13 protein-coding genes are annotated in these 16,684 nt (G+C 31.7%); 7 read left to right on the top strand and 6 right to left on the bottom strand.

The window, feature by feature from the left end:
- Positions 1–117: 117 nt before the first annotated feature.
- From WAF17_RS19680 to WAF17_RS19670, 3 genes are all read right to left on the bottom strand, one after another.
- On the bottom strand, positions 118–1,011 hold the full coding sequence (locus WAF17_RS19680; protein ID WP_338763464.1) for a peptidyl-prolyl cis-trans isomerase: 894 nt from the start codon (positions 1,009–1,011) through the stop codon (positions 118–120).
- Between the two features lie 103 nt (positions 1,012–1,114).
- Entirely contained in the window at positions 1,115–1,882 is a 768-nt protein-coding gene (locus WAF17_RS19675) for a VWA domain-containing protein (RefSeq protein WP_338763462.1), read from the bottom strand.
- A gap of 165 nt (positions 1,883–2,047) precedes the next feature.
- Complete coding sequence (locus tag WAF17_RS19670; RefSeq protein ID WP_338763460.1) at positions 2,048–2,206, bottom strand: hypothetical protein; 159 nt, start codon at positions 2,204–2,206, stop codon at positions 2,048–2,050.
- A gap of 178 nt (positions 2,207–2,384) precedes the next feature.
- On the opposite strand from WAF17_RS19670, the gene WAF17_RS19665 reads away from it, so the two are divergent.
- Entirely contained in the window at positions 2,385–3,485 is a 1,101-nt protein-coding gene (locus tag WAF17_RS19665; protein ID WP_338763458.1) for an AI-2E family transporter, read from the top strand.
- A gap of 66 nt (positions 3,486–3,551) precedes the next feature.
- Positions 3,552–4,811 carry a proline dehydrogenase family protein gene (locus tag WAF17_RS19660; RefSeq protein WP_338763456.1) on the top strand — a complete coding sequence of 420 codons (1,260 nt, stop codon included), beginning with the start codon at positions 3,552–3,554 and terminating at the stop codon, positions 4,809–4,811.
- A 140-nt stretch (positions 4,812–4,951) separates the two neighbouring features.
- Here WAF17_RS19660 and WAF17_RS19655 read toward each other — a convergent pair whose 3' ends face one another.
- Positions 4,952–5,287, bottom strand: coding sequence for a hypothetical protein (locus WAF17_RS19655; protein WP_338763454.1), 336 nt, complete (start codon positions 5,285–5,287; stop codon positions 4,952–4,954).
- 45 nt (positions 5,288–5,332) lie between these two features.
- On the bottom strand, positions 5,333–6,835 hold the full coding sequence (gatB, locus tag WAF17_RS19650) for an Asp-tRNA(Asn)/Glu-tRNA(Gln) amidotransferase subunit GatB (protein WP_338763452.1): 1,503 nt from the start codon (positions 6,833–6,835) through the stop codon (positions 5,333–5,335).
- A 219-nt stretch (positions 6,836–7,054) separates the two neighbouring features.
- On the opposite strand from gatB, the gene WAF17_RS19645 reads away from it, so the two are divergent.
- The 5 genes from WAF17_RS19645 to bshB1 all read left to right on the top strand — a co-directional run bounded on the left by WAF17_RS19645 (position 7,055) and on the right by bshB1 (position 14,458).
- A complete protein-coding gene (locus tag WAF17_RS19645; protein ID WP_338763450.1) occupies positions 7,055–7,537 on the top strand; it encodes a hypothetical protein in 483 nt (160 codons plus the stop codon).
- Between the two features lie 383 nt (positions 7,538–7,920).
- Complete coding sequence (locus WAF17_RS19640) at positions 7,921–10,392, top strand: thiamine pyrophosphate-dependent enzyme (RefSeq protein ID WP_338763447.1); 2,472 nt, start codon at positions 7,921–7,923, stop codon at positions 10,390–10,392.
- Positions 10,393–10,531: 139 nt separating this feature from the next.
- Complete coding sequence (locus tag WAF17_RS19635) at positions 10,532–10,948, top strand: hypothetical protein (RefSeq protein WP_338763445.1); 417 nt, start codon at positions 10,532–10,534, stop codon at positions 10,946–10,948.
- Positions 10,949–11,384: 436 nt separating this feature from the next.
- Positions 11,385–13,505, top strand: coding sequence for a SpoIIE family protein phosphatase (locus WAF17_RS19630; protein WP_338763443.1), 2,121 nt, complete (start codon positions 11,385–11,387; stop codon positions 13,503–13,505).
- Positions 13,506–13,720: 215 nt separating this feature from the next.
- Positions 13,721–14,458 (top strand): bacillithiol biosynthesis deacetylase BshB1, encoded by a 738-nt coding sequence (bshB1, locus tag WAF17_RS19625; RefSeq protein ID WP_338763441.1) that lies wholly within the window; start codon positions 13,721–13,723, stop codon positions 14,456–14,458.
- Between the two features lie 227 nt (positions 14,459–14,685).
- Here the strand turns inward: bshB1 and WAF17_RS19620 are convergent, their stop codons facing one another.
- Complete coding sequence (locus tag WAF17_RS19620) at positions 14,686–16,665, bottom strand: WG repeat-containing protein (protein ID WP_338763439.1); 1,980 nt, start codon at positions 16,663–16,665, stop codon at positions 14,686–14,688.
- Positions 16,666–16,684 lie beyond the last annotated feature (19 nt).

The following is a 16,684-nucleotide window of genomic DNA, read 5'->3' as shown; positions in this document are numbered from 1 at the left end:
AAGTTATGGATTTCGTTTAATTAATTTCTATTCCTAACTTTAAAAAGAGTACGTAAAATTATCTCATTTTGTAGCAAAGTATAGTTTTATTTTGAAGTTTATTCTACCGAAAAGATTTTAAAAGATTTTATAATCTTGATTTTCTTTGGCTCTGTCCATTACTTTTGTTTCAAGTTCTTTTTGTAATTCTACTTTGCGTTTATTCAGAAGTACACTAATAATTTGATTTTTGACATACTCTAATGGCGAAATTTGGTCTTGAATTTTAAATTCATTTATCTTCAAGAAATAATAATATTCTTTGTCCTCACTTTCTACAAACTTATTTTTTTGAAGTAAAAGGTTTCTATCGAAAGGCGTATTTGCTACCAGTTCTGAAATAGGCAACCATTTGTCGTCTTGCAAAAAATAACTCGCAGCAAATCCATAACTATACGATTTTAGCTTTTCAGTTTCGTCCGAACTAGGCTCTAAATCAGAACGCATCCATTTGCGAAGGTCATCTAATTGAGATTTGGGCGTATTTAATTTTACTTTTACAAAATAAGCTCTTACAATAGGCTGCTTTAACTCAAAATTTGCTTTATTTTCTTCGTAATACGTACTTATTTGAGGTTCGGTAACAAGCGTATCAAGATATTCATTGACATAGTTTTGCTTGTAGGCGTGTACCAAAAGTTGATATTTATAATCTTCTAATCGTTCTTGTAGTTCTTTTTGGTCAATACCACTTTTAGATTCGGCTTCTTTGAGCAAGAGCTTTCTTTCTATCCAATTATCAACATATCTTTTTACAATATTCGTGCTGTCTTCTTGGCTATAATTGGGAGGTAAAAGTTCTGTTATTTCTTCGTGATACAAATAGCTTTCTCCTACTTGTGCTACTGGCGTTCCTGTTACTTCTTCTTCTGTTTCAGCTTCTTGACAAGAAAAAGTAATCCATAAAATGAGAAATGGTAGTAGATTTATTTTTTTAGTAAGAAAGCTCTTTTTATAGATTCTATGATTCATAATATTCTATTTCTTATACTCAACTCAAAACCCTAAAAGTCTTTAAAGACCTTTAGGGTTTAAATGTAGAAAGCGCAAAATTACGAAAAATAATCTACTTTTTTTACTTTGAATTAAGTATAAGAGAAATCTCTTCTGCTATCTTACTCATTTCTTCAAAACTTTCTGCGTGATAGTATTTTCCATTCGTAAAAACACTGATTTTTTTCAAAGAATCATCATTATACGGACTTTTGATAGTAATATGCTCTTGGTCAGGTGTGGTAATGGCAGCCTCTCCTTTGTGTCCGACACCAATTGAATAAACTTCTACGTTTCTTCTGCTGGTCAATAACAAAGCACGTTTAAAGATATTATCACTCTCTGAAGTTGCACCATCGCTGAAAATAATAATTTTTCTATTCTTAGAATCCAAACGTTCAAATTCCTTTATTGAAGTATCAAGAGCTTCTCCAATTACTGTTCCTGTTCCATCTACCAAATCTGTTGTTATTTGTTCCAAAAGTTGATACAAATCTTGTGATTCATCTCCCAAAGGAGCATAAACCATAGATTCACCTGCAAAAAGCACAATACCATAACGTGCTGTTGGATGTACACTCATAAGTTGTTGAGCTGCTGATTTTACAGCTTCCAAACGTGTTGGCATTACGTCTTCTACTCGCATCGATGATGAAACATCAATTGCCAAAATAATATCCATGTGTTCTTCTAAAACAATTTCCTCTGTTACTTCTTCTGTCGAAACAGTATCCGTACTTGCTTCTTCATCTTGCGCATACAAATTATTTATTAGAAATAATGAAAAAAACAATAATGAAAAAATAGCTAATCGCTGAATAGATTTTTGAAATAAATTAGGATAAATCATTGAATAGTTTTTTAGTTAGTAGGTAAATAGGAATAGATTAGAAAAATAAATTATCAATCTAATATAAAATTAGGATTTTGCAAATAAAAAATTGACTTAATTTAGCTAATTCTAATTCAAAAATCAATCCGAAGTAATAGAAAATATCTTTTATTCTTTATAGATTTACATTTTCAATAAAGCTTCCCAAGTTTCTTTCCAATTTACTTCAAAACCTCCCAAAATGAGAACTGTTCCAGCAGTAAGCAAAGCCACAAAAAGTAAGGCTAAAGTACGAATAGTTTTTTGAGATAAAATGGAAGATTTTTGTTTATTATTTTTCATCACGGATAAAAGGTTAGATGTATATAACTTCTACAAATTACTTAAAAAACACTCAAATCAGAAACATTAGTATTTCGCATCCGTTTTTATTCAAAGTTTTTTTATTATTTAATTAGTTAGCCTTAATTTAATCTGTATTTTTGTAAAATAAATGAACTTTTGATTTGATAAACTAAAGATGAGTAAACGCTTAATTCTTCTCTGTTTAGGGATTCTTGTTGCAGTTGTTTTTAGTTGGTTTTTTTCGACTATTGTAGGTTATTTTGTAGTTGCAATGGTTTTTAGTGCTGTTCTTCAAACGCCTACTAATTATATTAGTCAGATTCAGATTGCAGGTATTCAGTTGCCACGTGCTATCGCTGTAATGCTTTCTTTCTCTATTTTTGCTGGTATTATCGCTCTTTTTGTCTTACTATTTATTCCTTTAGTTTCTGAGCAGATAGAATTTATTTCTGTTTTAGATTATAATTCTTTATTCAATACGATTGTTTCACCTATTGACTACATAGAGGACTTTTTGATAGAACAAAAATGGACAAAAGAGGAAGAAGGTTTTTTGATGGATAGTATAACAAAAAGCATACAGAAATACTTTCTATCTTTTTTTGATGAAAAAGAAGTAGAAAAAATTGTAAAGGAAATTGTAGATACAGCTAGTGGTATTTTTATAGGCACAATTTCAGTTATGTTTATCTCTTTCTTTTTACTCTATGAAAAGGGTCTTTTTAGAAGAAATATCATTGCCTTGATTCCAAATGCCTATTTTGAAGTTTCGATAAGTGCTATTTATAAAATTGAAAAGCTGCTTTCCAATTATCTCTTTGGACTTCTAATTCAGATGTTTTCTATTTTTACTTTGGTTTCAATTGGTCTGATGGTTTCAGAAGTAAAATATGCCCTAACGATTGCTATCTTTGCAGCTGTTGCTAACCTTATTCCTTATATAGGTCCTATTTTGGGTGCTTCTTTTGGTCTTATTGTTTCGCTTTCTACTCAACTTCAACAAACTCAAGATACTGCATTTTCTATTTTAGCAATCAAAGTAATTATCGTATTTTTGATAGTTCAATTTTCTGATAATCTTCTTCTTCAGCCTATCATTTTCTCAAGAAGTATAAAAGCACACCCTTTAGAAATCTTTAGTGTTGTTTTTATGGGAGCTGCTTTGGCTGGTGCTGTCGGAATGATTTTCGCCATTCCTGTCTATACTATTTTGAGAGTTATGGTTTTAGAGTTTTGGAAAGGATATAAAGAATATCGCATTTTTGGCAAAGGGTAAAAAATAATTATAAATACGTATTCATAATAAAAGTATTTAACTGATTACTGGTAACTGTAAAAAAATATGGATTCAAATTCTACACAAAATCAGCAAAGCCTGTCTGATTTATCTGCCTTAGAGATTATTCAGATGGCAAAAGAACACGTTTCTTTTGATGATACTGAAATAGCCTTTGCTACTCGTTCGGATTTTGACCTAAAAAAGATGAATTTGCTTTTTTGGACAATGAACAAGCCTACTATCGTAGATTCTGGAACGCCTCTTTTAAAACTGGCTTTCAAAATTAAAATTCCATTTGTAAAACCTGCCGTAAAGAATACTCTTTTTGAGCATTTTTGTGGTGGTGAAACGATTGAAGAAAGTGAAAGAACAGTTATACAACTCACACAAGCAGGTATAGGAACAATTTTAGATTATTCAGTAGAGGGAGAAAAATCTGTACAAGGATTTGAGAAAACAAAAAAGGAAATAATCAGAACCATAGAAAGAGCAAAGGGAGATAAGAATATTCCTTTTTGTGTATTCAAGATTACAGGAATTGGACACTCAATAGTTTTAGAAAAAGTACAAGCAAAAGAGCCACTAAATGCACAAGAACAAGAAGGTTGGACAAACTTGAATAGGCGACTGAATGAAATTTGTGAAATAGCGCATCAAAACAAAGTTCGCCTTTTTATAGATGGGGAAGAAACGTGGTTTCAAGAAACCATAGATGATTTGACGTATCAGATGATGCAAAAATATAACAAAGAAGAGCCTTTAATTTACAATACATACCAAATGTACACTATCGATAGGCTTGAAAAATTGAAAACAGCTTATCAAAATGCCGTTGAAGAAAATTATTATATCGGTGCAAAACTTGTTCGTGGCGCATATATGGAAAAAGAACGCAAACGAGCAGAAGAAAAAGGTTATCCAGACCCTATTCAACCAGATAAATTAAGCACAGATAGAGATTTTGATGCAGGTATGGAGTTTTGTGTAGAAAATAGAGAAAGAATTGCGCTTTGTGCAGGAACGCATAATGAGCTTAGTTGTTATTCACTTGTTATTTTGATGGACAAGTACAATATTGAAAAAAATGACTCTAATTTTCACTTTGCACAGCTTTATGGGATGAGCGATAATATGTCGAATAACTTGGCAGCAGCAGGATATAATGTTGCAAAATATGTTCCTTATGGCGCAGTAAAAGATGTAATGCCTTATCTTATTAGAAGAGCAGATGAAAATACAGCTATTGCAGGACAAACTAGCCGAGAATATTTATTGATACAAAAAGAAATCGAACGCAGAAAACAAGTGAGGCGTATTTCTTAATTATTTGGTTGTTGGTGTCGGTTTGCTAAAACACCAACAATGGCATTTTGAGCAATTTTTAACAAAGGGTTCAGAAGTTACTTTAAAGTGAAGTAATTTCTGAACCCTTTGTTTTTATCGAAAAATAGATAATCTAAAATTTAAAAATTTGCATCTAAAATATCATCATCTTTAATATAAGTTTCTCTTTCGTTCTTCTTCCAAACATTTTTGAGAATCATATAAAATCCCCAACACATCAAAATCCCAAAAGGAACGCCAACTAAATTAACAGCAAAGTCTGGATAATAGGTTAGGTTTATATCAAAAATAACAGCAAAAAAGCCTATGGCAACTCCTCCAATAAAAGTTCCTATGTAATAAGAAATAACACCTAAAACAGCAAAAAGCCACATTATTGACTTTGTTTTGTTAGCCTTTTGAGCAAGTTCATAGAAATACTTGCCGATGAAATACATAAATACAAATCCTAACATATAGATTTTGAATTAGATGATGAATAATTGTCGAAAGATAGAATGCTATTTCATTTTTTCTAGTTCTTGTTCTATCAAAGCACTTGCTACTTTTGGGTCAGCTTTTCCTTTAGATTTTTTCATTACTTGTCCCATAAACATTCCCAATAAACCAACTTTTCCACCATTGTATGCAGCTACTTTATCAGGAAATTGATTCAATACTTCTTTCACAATTGGCAAAATAGAATCTTCATCACTACTCTGAATCATATCCAACTCTTTTGCTTTTTCTTCTGGCGATTTTGTAGTATCTTCTAATAGAGCAGGGAAAAGTTTTTGAGCAGCTAAGGCAAAACTTACTTTATTTGAATCTACTAATTCGATAAGTTGTACCATTTTATCTGTACCCATTTTTGAAGAAAAATCATCAAATGAGAGTTTGTTTTCATTCAAATACGACTTTACAATATTAGTAATCCAATTGGAAGCAGCTTTATAGTTATTGTTCTTCTGACATAATTCATCAAAATATAAAGCTGTTTCTTTATCATCAATCAAAATATTTGTGTCATATTCTGAAAGCTCATAGTCTTTCATAAAACGTGTTTTTAGCTCACGAGGAAGCGCAGGAAGTGAGGCTTTTACTGTCTGTAAATATTCCTCTGTAACCACTAATGGTTGCAAATCTGGTTCTGGGAAATAACGATAATCATTCAATGTTTCTTTTGCACGAAGGCTGTATGTATTTCCTGTATTTGCATCAAACATACGAGTTTCTCCATAAATTTCGCCTGTTGTAGTTGTGTCTTCATAAAACTCTACTTGACGAATTACTTCAAAATCAATCGCTCGTTGTACGTTTCTAAATGAGTTCATATTTTTTACCTCTACTCTTGTACGGTAAGTTTCTTCTCCTTTGAGTCGCACCGAAATATTGGCATCACAACGCATCGAACCCTCTTCCATATTTCCATCACAAATTTCTAAGTAGCGCAAAAGACGACGCACTTCTTGCAAATAGTAATAGGCTTCTTCACTACAACGCAAACAAGGCTCTGAAACAATCTCAATCAAAGGAACTCCTGCACGATTCAAATCGACGAGTGTATCAACTTCGGCAGCTAAGTGCATTGATTTTCCTGCATCTTCTTCCATGTGAATGCGTGTCAGTTCAAGTTTTTTTTCTTCGCCACTTGGAAGTGTAATTGGAACAAAACCACCTCTACAAATCGGTGTTTTGTCTTGTGTAATCTGATAGCCTTTTGGCAAATCGGGATAAAAATAATTTTTTCTATCAAAAATATTGTATTCTGTAATATCACAACCACAAGCAACACCCATTTTGATAGCATACTCCAATACTTTTTTATTACATTTTGGAAGCGTACCAGGGTGAGCAAGTGTGATTACGCTTACATTCGTGTTTGGCGCATTTCCATATTCGTTTGGGTCAGAAGAATAGGCTTTTGTATGTGTAAGAAGTTGGGCATGGACTTCAAGACCAATTACGATTTCATATTTTTCTAGTGCTTTGTCTAGCTTGGTTTGTAATTCTTGTGCTGTCATTTGTAGAGAACGTATATTTTCAGTTTTTTTTATAGCAAAAGTAAGATGCAAAGATAGTTTTTTTCTTTGACATTTGTTAGACTTTGAAAGTCCTTTTAGAAGGCTGTCAATAGTTTAATGAATACATACTTTATCATCACAATACTAACACAGTTTTATATCTTCTGCAATTTATAAAAACTCAAATCGTTTTGAAGATAAAACTCTTAAAAATATGCTATGAAAACTTTACAAATAACTCTCCTTTTACTTTTTGTTAGTTTTGGTTCTTTTGCACAAGATTATCAAATTGACCAAAAAAGAAAATCATTGCTCTCAAATGAATATGTCAGAGAAGCAAAAGCTAATATTTTATTAATCGCTCTTGATTATAAAAGTGATACGACAGTTTTTTTTGAAAAAATAAAAGATAATGCTTTACAAGCAGTCAAAAATGATACATTAATATTATTTTCTACTGGTGGAATGGGTCTGAATAGTAGAGAAGGTGTAGGGAATTACGATTCAATCACATTAACCCATTCCTTTTTATATGTAGATATTACGACAGATTGTTTAACTACATTTAATTTTGTGAGAGCTAAAGGAATTTATAACTCAACTATTTGGAAAGAGTTGAAAGTAAGAAATGGAGAAAATTGGAAAAAAGATATTCAAAATAAAATTGATAGTGTAAAATCAAATCAGTCTAAAAAAGAATAATTTTACATTTTTTATAATTCAAAATTCCTTTCGTATTTACCAGTTTCTCCAAAACAAAAACCAAGAAAATAGTATTAAAAGGTTATAAAACTTATTGCAAACTATAAATCACTCAAAATGAATAGCTTATAATGTTCTTTTCTCTGACAAAAACTAAATTTCCAAATCTGCCTTTGGTTTGTTAAATTTGTAAGAAACACATTTTCTAGACCTTAATGATTAATTCTTAAAGTCTAAATAAACACACAGATAAAATTCACAAAAATAAGAAATAGAAATTAAGCTGATACATACCATATTTAATGTAAGTCATTGAAAATAAGCGCATTAAATTCGTAATTCGTAATTTTTAATTCGTAATTGTTCTAAAGCCACCTAAAATTATGCAAACAAACGAAACGCTAGAAGAGTCAAATCCAAAAAACAATAATTCAAACACAAATTCAAGTGCCAATCAAAATACTAGTTTTGAGCCTAAAGAAGTCTTGAAATATTATCGTATTGGTTGGGAAAGCCGAAATGCAAGTTTATTAGGACGAAAGGAAGTGTTCGCAGGAAAAGCCAAATTCGGAATTTTTGGAGATGGAAAAGAAGTTCCACAGATTGCAATGGCAAAAGCGTTTCAAAAAGGAGATTTTCGCTCGGGCTATTACCGAGACCAAACTTTTATGTTGGCATTAGAAGAAATTACTTTAGAGCAGTATTTTGCACAACTTTATGCACATACAGACGTAGAAGTCGACCCAGCATCGGCAGGTCGTCAGATGAATGGACACTTTGCTACTCGCTCAATAGATGAAAACGGTAACTGGAAAAACCTTACAGAACAATATAACTCAAGTGCTGATATTTCTCCAACAGCAGGACAAATGCCTCGTTTGGTGGGTTTGGCACTAGCATCAAAAACATATAGACAAAACGCTGATATTTTATCAGAATATACCAACTTTTCAAAAAATGGAAATGAAATAGCCTTCGGTACGATTGGTGATGCCTCTACTTCAGAAGGTCTTTTTTGGGAAGCAATTAATGCAATGGGCGTTTTGCAAGTGCCTGTTTTGATGTCAGTTTGGGATGATGGCTATGGAATTTCTGTTCCTAAAAAATATCAAACTACAAAAGAAAGTATTTCGGAAGTCTTAGCAGGTTTTCAAAGAGATGAAAATCATAAAGGCTACGAAATTATAAAAGTAAAAGCGTGGGATTATGCAGAATTATGTAGAGTATATGCAAAGGCAGCAAACCTTTGTCGTACCGAACATCAGCCTATTTTGATACACGTAGAAGAAGTTACACAGCCACAAGGACACTCTACTTCGGGTTCGCATTCTCGTTATAAGCCAAAAGAGCGTTTGGAATGGGAAAAAGAACATGATTGTTTGGTTCAGATGCGTAAATGGATTATTGAAGAAGGAATTGCAAACGAAGCAGAATTAGATAAAATAGAAAAAGAATCATTTGCAAGAGCTAGAGATGCTAGAAATCATGCTTGGAAAGCATTTAATGAAGATATGAAAACTGACCAAGATGAAGCCTTAAACTTAATTGAAAGAGCAAATCATCAGTCTTCAAATAAAGCTGTTCAAAATGAATTAGTTGACGTTCATGTTACCTTAAAAAACACGCTCAATGCAATGCGTTTGGATACGATTAAAGCCGTAAAAGCTGCTTTGAGAATACTGAAAAACGACCTAGAAAATCCTGTTCGTGTAAATTTGAAAATGTTTTTAGAACGCACAAATACTGAAAATCACGACCGTTATAACTCTCATTTATATTCTGAAACAGAGCTTTCAGCTTTGAAAGTAGAAGAAATAAAACCAACTTATTCTGATGAAAGTCCAGTAGTTGATGGAAGAGAAGTTTTACAGGCGTGTTTTATAAATGCTTTTGAAAAAAATCCTTTAGTCGTTGCTTTTGGAGAAGATGTCGGAAAAATTGGCGATGTAAATCAAGCCTTTGCAGGTTTGCAAGAGCAGTTTGGAGAAAGTAGAATTACAGATACAGGTATTCGTGAAGCAACTATTATGGGACAGGGAATTGGAATGGCAATGCGTGGCTTACGTCCGATTGCAGAAATTCAGTATTTAGATTATTTGTTGTACGGACTACAAATTTTATCAGATGATTTGGCTTGTTTGCGTTACAGAACAAAAGCAGGACAGAAAGCACCAATGATTATCCGTACTCGTGGACATCGTTTGGAAGGAGTTTGGCACGCAGGTTCACCTATCGGAACTATTTTGGGTGCGCTTCGTGGAATTTATGTTTTAGTTCCTAGAGATATGACACAGGCAGCAGGTTTTTATAATACAATGCTCAAATCTGATGACCCAGCCTTGATTATTGAATGTCTGAATGGCTACCGTTTGAAAGAAAAAACACCTGATAACGTAGGAGAATTTACCGTTCCTTTAGGAGTTCCAGAAATTTTACAAGAAGGAAATCACGTTACGGTGGTTACGTATGGTTCTATGTGTAGAATTGTGATGGAATCAGCCGAACAACTTAAAAGGTTAGGCGTAAATATTGAAGTTATTGATGTTCAGACTCTGCTTCCTTTTGACCGTCATCATGCTATTTTGGAATCTATCAAAAAGACAAATCGTGTTATTTTTGCAGACGAAGATGTTTCTGGTGGAGGAACAGCCTATATGATGCAAAAAGTATTAGACGAACAAAATGCGTATCAATTCTTAGATTCTAAGCCTGTGTGTATTTCGGCACAAGACCACCGTCCAGCCTATGCAACAGATGGAGATTATTTTTCTAAGCCAAATCCAGAAGACATTACAGAGGCAGCTTATAATTTAATGCACGAATTTAATCCACAAGAGTTTCCTGAATTATATTAAGGGTATTTTTAGATTGATTTTTGTACAAAAGTGAGTATGTTATCCTTAACGATTTCATACTCACTTTTTCTGTTAGCAAAACATACACCCATAAACTTTAATCATATTACTTTTTACTACTTCTAGATTTTAATAAAAAATGCTCTACGATAAAGCCAACGACCACTTAGAAAAAAAAGAATTTATGGATTTGTCCATTATTCACGCTCATACTCACATTGGTATTTTCTTGACTTGGATAGCAAAAAATGACCTTACTAGTGAAGATTTTGAAGATGAAGCAGGTCTGCAAATTAGAAATTTAGAACAACGTTCTATTTCTTGTTGTATTTTTAGTGAACTTTGGGACGGAGTTATTTCTGATGAAATGCTTAATGAAAAGGCTCAAAAATTTGCTGATGCCTATTATGCAACTGGAAAATATATTGAAGATTATAGAAAAATTTTTCCAGAACATGATTGTATGTATCTAGTAGAAGATACGTGGGAAAACTATGAAAAAGTAGCTAAAGTATTAGATATGCGATTTTTGGAATGGAAGAATATAAATGCTTAATCAAAGTCTTTTTATAACGTTTCAGATAGTCAATTTATACCCTTTTAGTAGTGGTACACTAAATATAATAGATTATTTGGTCATTAGTAATTATTTAGAATACCAAAACAGCTTTTTGAATACCTTCTATTTTGATACTTCAATAAATCTGAAATACTTTCAATAAAACAATATCGTTTATCAGGCTAGAACATGTATGTATAAAAATAGTGAAGTTATAATAAGTTTAAAAGATACGATTATTTACGATTTTTTTAGCTAAATTAGTTTGTCTCATTAAATGGTTATCGCAGTTGCTTTTGTAAAACAAATTTCTCCATAGAGTTAGATTTAAAAACCTAACTCTACTCTATGGAAAATAAATAGGATTTTATTTTTAGTGAGTTACTGAAAAACAGAGATAGCTTTTATTATACAGAATATTCCCTACTAAATTATGCGCTTACTGCTCCGAGCATTTATTTTTTCTGCTTTATTTTTTAGTTTTTTAGTTCCCAAATTAGTGGCAGATTCTCTTTCTCATAAAGTAGCTGTTTTACCTACACAACTAGCTAAAGACAACGATCAGTTTTATTCACACCAACGTTTTGAACTAGAGCCTTTTCTTCAAGTTCTGTCTGACACAAGTCAAAGCCTTACTTTTTTGGAAGTCTTAGAAAACAAAAATGATGACTTTATCCCTTATGTAGATTCACTTTTTGTTCCTTCTAGTGTTAAGTGGTATAAGTTTACGCTAAAAGCGAATGATATTCCTATACAGGAGTATTATGTAAATGTTGATTATAATTACGCTGATAAAATAGAACTTTATGAAGCCTTGCAAGATACTACTTGGAATACTAAAATTTTGGATTTGAATCCTTCTTATTCGTATTATGATGATAGCTTTTTTATCCGTTTAGAGAGAAATCAAACAAAAACATTTTATATAAGAACAGAAAGTAGTACAGAGGATTCTAGTTATTTTTCGTTCGCCCTAATAAATAAAGAGGCTTTTCTAGACTTTGTAAGTTTAGATACAAGCATATCTCTTTTAGCTAGTGTAATTTTAATTATAATGGCTATCTACAATTTCTTCTTATTTCTCATAATTAGAGACAAATCTATTCTTTTTTATGTAGTTTTTCTACTTAGTTTCAGTATTCTTTATATAGACAAGGTGTTTCCTGCCAGTTTTTGGTTAGATATAGAAAATATTGTTCCTCCAGTATTAATATTTGGTTATGCTATCTTCACAGGATATATATATTATTTCTTACAACTCCAAGACTATTTTAATTTCTGGGCAACTTTCTACAAAATACAAATAGTAGTTTTGGCTATTCTTTCAGGTCTTACCAGTTTTTTGTTTTTTAATATAGAGATAGCTTCTGACATATTATTCATTTTATTCTCTGTAACTCTTCTTATAAATACAATTTCGAATATCATTATTTGCGTTCGTCTTTCTAAACAAGGACAAAAACATGCATTTTATCTTCTTATCGTAAATTCAATATTTTATGCAGTATGTTTTATTGCTTTTGTCATTGTTTTATACAATAATATTTTTGGAAATATTGATAGTGAAACACAAGCAGAGTTATTTTATAGACTAGATACGGCTTTTGCTGTTTCCCTAGTTTTACAACTAATTTTTTATTCTTTACTGATTGGGTACAAAACCAATAAAAATTTGGAAGGTAAAGTAGCTATCAGAACACAAGACTTACTAGAGACACAAGAAGAACTCCGACAACAAAACGAAGAGATTACAATCACTTCACAACGACTGGAAGAAACATCAGCTGCACTTCAAAAACAAAATGATGATACAAAGGCAAGTATCAATTATGCTAAACGGATTCAAGATGCAATGCTTCCTTCACTTAGTAAAATTAAAGAAAGTTTTGATGATGCTTTTATTTTATTCAAACCAAAAGACATTGTAAGTGGAGATTTTTATTGGTTTTTTGAAGAAGGAGATACAAAAGTGATTGTTGTGGCAGATTGTACAGGACATGGCGTTCCAGGAGCATTTATGTCAATGGTAGGAAATGAGCTTTTGAATGAAACAGTAATAAAAAGAAAAATTTTAGAACCAAGCGAAATTTTAATCAATCTTCATAATGGTGTTTACCATACTCTCAAACAAGACCAAACCGAAAACCAAGATGGAATGGATATGGTCGTTTGTGTAATAAAAGACAATGAAAATTTAGCCTTTGCAGGAGCAAAAAATCCTCTTCTGTATATTCAAGAAGATGAAATTGTCAAAATAAAAGGCTCTTCAATGCCGATTGGAGGAAGTCAGTATAAAAAAAGAAAGTATGAAACTCACACTATTAAATTAGAAAAGGGAATAACAATTTATCTATTTTCAGATGGCTATCAAGACCAATTTGGAGGAGAAAATGATAAAAAAATACGTACTAGACCTTTTTATAACCTTCTTCATAAATATCACAAGGAGGACATGAATACACAAAAAGAAAAGTTAGAAACATTTTTTGAAAATTGGAAAGGTTCGCAAAAACAAATTGATGACGTAACTTTAATAGGAATTAAAATTAAATAAGTTGCTATTTTTTATTTACCAACCAACTGATTTTCAACGATTTAAAAATATAAATTGACTCCACTGAGCTATTAGTTAGCTTCACTGCTTTGACAGGTCGTAATTTTTAATTCGTAATTCGTAATTGTTCGCTAGATAATTGTACCTACAAATACTTTTCAAATTTCTATCTTTGCAAATCAGTACAAATAACCAATAAATAAAAGCTATTTAATATGACAAATAATGACGTAAAATTAGACATTCTTGCACTTGCAGCCCACCCAGACGACGTAGAACTTAGCTGCTCGGGAACTCTTTTAGCAGCAGCAGCCAAAGGAAAAAAAATAGGAATTGTAGATTTTACTAGAGGCGAATTAGGCTCAAGAGGAAGTGCAGAAATTCGTGATGTAGAAGCTCAAAATTCAGGCAAAATATTAGGACTTGATATACGAGAAAATTTAGCGTTTAGAGATGGCTTTTTTTATGATGATAATGAGCATCGTATGAAAGTAATTCAAGCTATCAGAAGATTCAGACCCGAAATAGTTTTGATAAATGCACCTTCAGACCGACACCCAGACCACGGAAAAGGCGCAGAACTTTCGAAAACTTCTTGTTTTTTGAGTGGACTTATAAAAATAGAAACAGAATGGGAAGGACACAAACAAGAACATTGGCGACCAAAACACATCTATCATTACATTCAAAGCAATATACTTACACCTGATTTTGTAGTAGATGTAACGCCATTTTGGGAACAAAAAATGAAATCAGTTATGGCTTTCGAATCGCAATTTCATAATCCAAACTACCAATCTGATGAAGAAGAAACTTTTATTTCTTCGCCTCGTTTTGTACAGTTTTTGGAAGCACGAGCAAAAGAGTTTGGGCACGCTATTCAAGTAGATTACGGAGAAGGATTTATAAAAACAGCACAATTAGGAGTAAAAGATATTACCGATTTGGTATAGATTTTATAAAAAAGCAATTAAGTCCCTAAGAATTTTTAAAACTCTTAGGGTTTTTATTTACTTCATTTTATCAATCCATCAATCGGACGTTTTACTATCCTAGTTAAATTTCCTTTTCGAAAGCATAATAACATCTATTTAGCTAGAAGAAAAACCTTTTTATCTTCAGCGAAAAGTAGCCAAAGCAGATTGTACATTTTTGCTCATTAAAAAAATATTTTCTATTATTAATCAAAATAAGGATCCATCAATCCTTGAGGAGAATAGCTAGGTTTGCGCCAAAACTGGGACAAGTTTATGCTACCATAAACAGGTTTACTGTATTGAATAATGGATTTGCTTTCGTCTCTGTGATTATTCTTTATGATTAGTGCTACCCTCAACTGTGTTTTGAAGTTTCCTTCATAGATAGGTGTGAGGAATTTCCAAGTATGATTGGACTTTAAAGTCATTGTATGATAACTATTTCCACACCAACTACTAGGCAAATATTCAATATCTTGCCACTCTCCCTTTTTATTTATTGCCTGCATCTTTGCATATAAACGACTATCTTGGGCATCAAATGTAATTCCTTTATCGCTAACATTACTAATAAAGACATACCTTCCTTTGTATTTTCCTGCAATAGGGATAACTCTATCTGTATCTATAAAAACTAGAATACTGTCAGTAGGATTAGTCTTTTTTGATTTTATATCAATAAGAACATCTTTTTCTGAGTAATTATCTGAACCTCCCCAGCCTCCAATGCCTTCTGTTTCATTAGAATTAGCATAAAAATAACCTCTATTCATATAATCGATATTGAAATATTCCAAATTAAGGTTTACTATTTTTTCTGTCTGTGAAGACTTCCAAACTATCTTTCCTTGTTTATTTATATAAACCATTTCTTTACCTTCTTTATCCAAACTACCTAACAAAAGACCGTTTACAAAGCCTCTTCTGTCAAATTCTTTTAAGATAGGTTTTAAGATTATTTCGCCTTTTGTGTTTGCTATTCCATACGTTTCTTTCAGAAAACTAAAATCAAATTCTCCATCTTTTTTCCCTCCAGTAAATAGAAACAAAGCATCTTCAACTTCTGTATTTATTTCATTAAATATAGGTTCGACTACAAACTTACCTTCCCTATCTATAATTCCCCAACGAGCATTTTTTTCTACTACTGCAAACCCATTCTTAAAACCTTCATTGGCAACTTTTGCAAATACTTCATCAGTAACTCTTTCACCTTTTTCGTTTAATATATAATATTTGTGATAAGAGCTTCCTTTGCTTACAAATGTTCTGTTTTCTGAATACTCTTCTCCGTATTTGTGTTGAATATCATCTATAAAAATATTACCATTCAAGTCCATATAACCTATATACTTTTTTTCAGTAGTAAAGGAAACACCAGTATTTTCTTTTTTCATATGCTTATACATAGACATTTTAATGACACCAGAGTTTACATAATCTCCCATACTAATATGATTCTTTTCTATATACTCAAATACAACTTTTCCTTTCTTATTCAAAATGATTTTTTTACTATTTTCTCCCTCCTCCTTTTCTGCAATAGCATATCCCTCATTGAATGAATTTATATCTGTATATTTTCCATAAGGAACTATAAACTTTCCATTTTTATCAATTACACCTATTTTTGATGTCGTTTCTTCATTTTTAGGGGATATTCCATAAACAATAGCTAAACCATCTTCAAAATTTCTAACACTAGAAAAAACAGTATCAATAACTAAATCTCCTTTTGTATCTACAAACCCTTTCTTTCCTGTAGAAGTTGTAATCAATGCTAGATTATTTTCAAAATTGGATATATGAGCAAAGTTTGGATTATCAATTATTATTTTTCCTTTTTTGTCTATAACAAGAGGTCTAGCATCTTGATATACAACTGCACGTTCTTCATTAAAAGGCAAGGCAAATTCAAATTGTGGTTTTATTTCAAATGCTCCTTTTTTATTAATATACCCATAAAGTCCTTTTATACGAGCTTCTGCCAACTGATTTGAAAAATTTCCTGCTTGTATGAATTTAGGAGGAATAACTATATTTCCATCTATATCAATAAAACCTATTTTATTATTTTGGGTAATTTTGAAAAGAGAATTATCAAGTAACTGTGCTGTGCTAACTGATATAGTTGTGATGAAAAGAGCTAAAGAAAGTATAGTATATCTTACTGAGTTGTACATAGAAATGAATATTAATGTT

The organism is Bernardetia sp. ABR2-2B (genome assembly GCF_037126435.1).
Taxonomy (GTDB): domain Bacteria; phylum Bacteroidota; class Bacteroidia; order Cytophagales; family Bernardetiaceae; genus Bernardetia.
The sequence above is the reverse complement of the archived record's forward strand: the minus strand, read 5'-3'. Positions and strand labels throughout refer to the sequence as shown.

Bases quoted from the DNA above. Each gene is read 5' to 3' on its own strand.
- WAF17_RS19680 (WP_338763464.1), bottom strand. From the start codon at position 1,011: ATGAATCATAGAATCTATAAAAAGAGCTTTCTTACTAAAAAAATAAAT.
- WAF17_RS19675 (WP_338763462.1), bottom strand. From the start codon at position 1,882: ATGATTTATCCTAATTTATTTCAAAAATCTATTCAGCGATTAGCTATT.
- WAF17_RS19670 (WP_338763460.1), bottom strand. From the start codon at position 2,206: ATGAAAAATAATAAACAAAAATCTTCCATTTTATCTCAAAAAACTATT.
- WAF17_RS19665 (WP_338763458.1), top strand. From the start codon at position 2,385: ATGAGTAAACGCTTAATTCTTCTCTGTTTAGGGATTCTTGTTGCAGTT.
- WAF17_RS19660 (WP_338763456.1), top strand. From the start codon at position 3,552: ATGGATTCAAATTCTACACAAAATCAGCAAAGCCTGTCTGATTTATCT.
- WAF17_RS19655 (WP_338763454.1), bottom strand. From the start codon at position 5,287: ATGTTAGGATTTGTATTTATGTATTTCATCGGCAAGTATTTCTATGAA.
- gatB (WP_338763452.1), bottom strand. From the start codon at position 6,835: ATGACAGCACAAGAATTACAAACCAAGCTAGACAAAGCACTAGAAAAA.
- WAF17_RS19645 (WP_338763450.1), top strand. From the start codon at position 7,055: ATGAAAACTTTACAAATAACTCTCCTTTTACTTTTTGTTAGTTTTGGT.
- WAF17_RS19640 (WP_338763447.1), top strand. From the start codon at position 7,921: ATGCAAACAAACGAAACGCTAGAAGAGTCAAATCCAAAAAACAATAAT.
- WAF17_RS19635 (WP_338763445.1), top strand. From the start codon at position 10,532: ATGCTCTACGATAAAGCCAACGACCACTTAGAAAAAAAAGAATTTATG.
- WAF17_RS19630 (WP_338763443.1), top strand. From the start codon at position 11,385: ATGCGCTTACTGCTCCGAGCATTTATTTTTTCTGCTTTATTTTTTAGT.
- bshB1 (WP_338763441.1), top strand. From the start codon at position 13,721: ATGACAAATAATGACGTAAAATTAGACATTCTTGCACTTGCAGCCCAC.
- WAF17_RS19620 (WP_338763439.1), bottom strand. From the start codon at position 16,665: ATGTACAACTCAGTAAGATATACTATACTTTCTTTAGCTCTTTTCATC.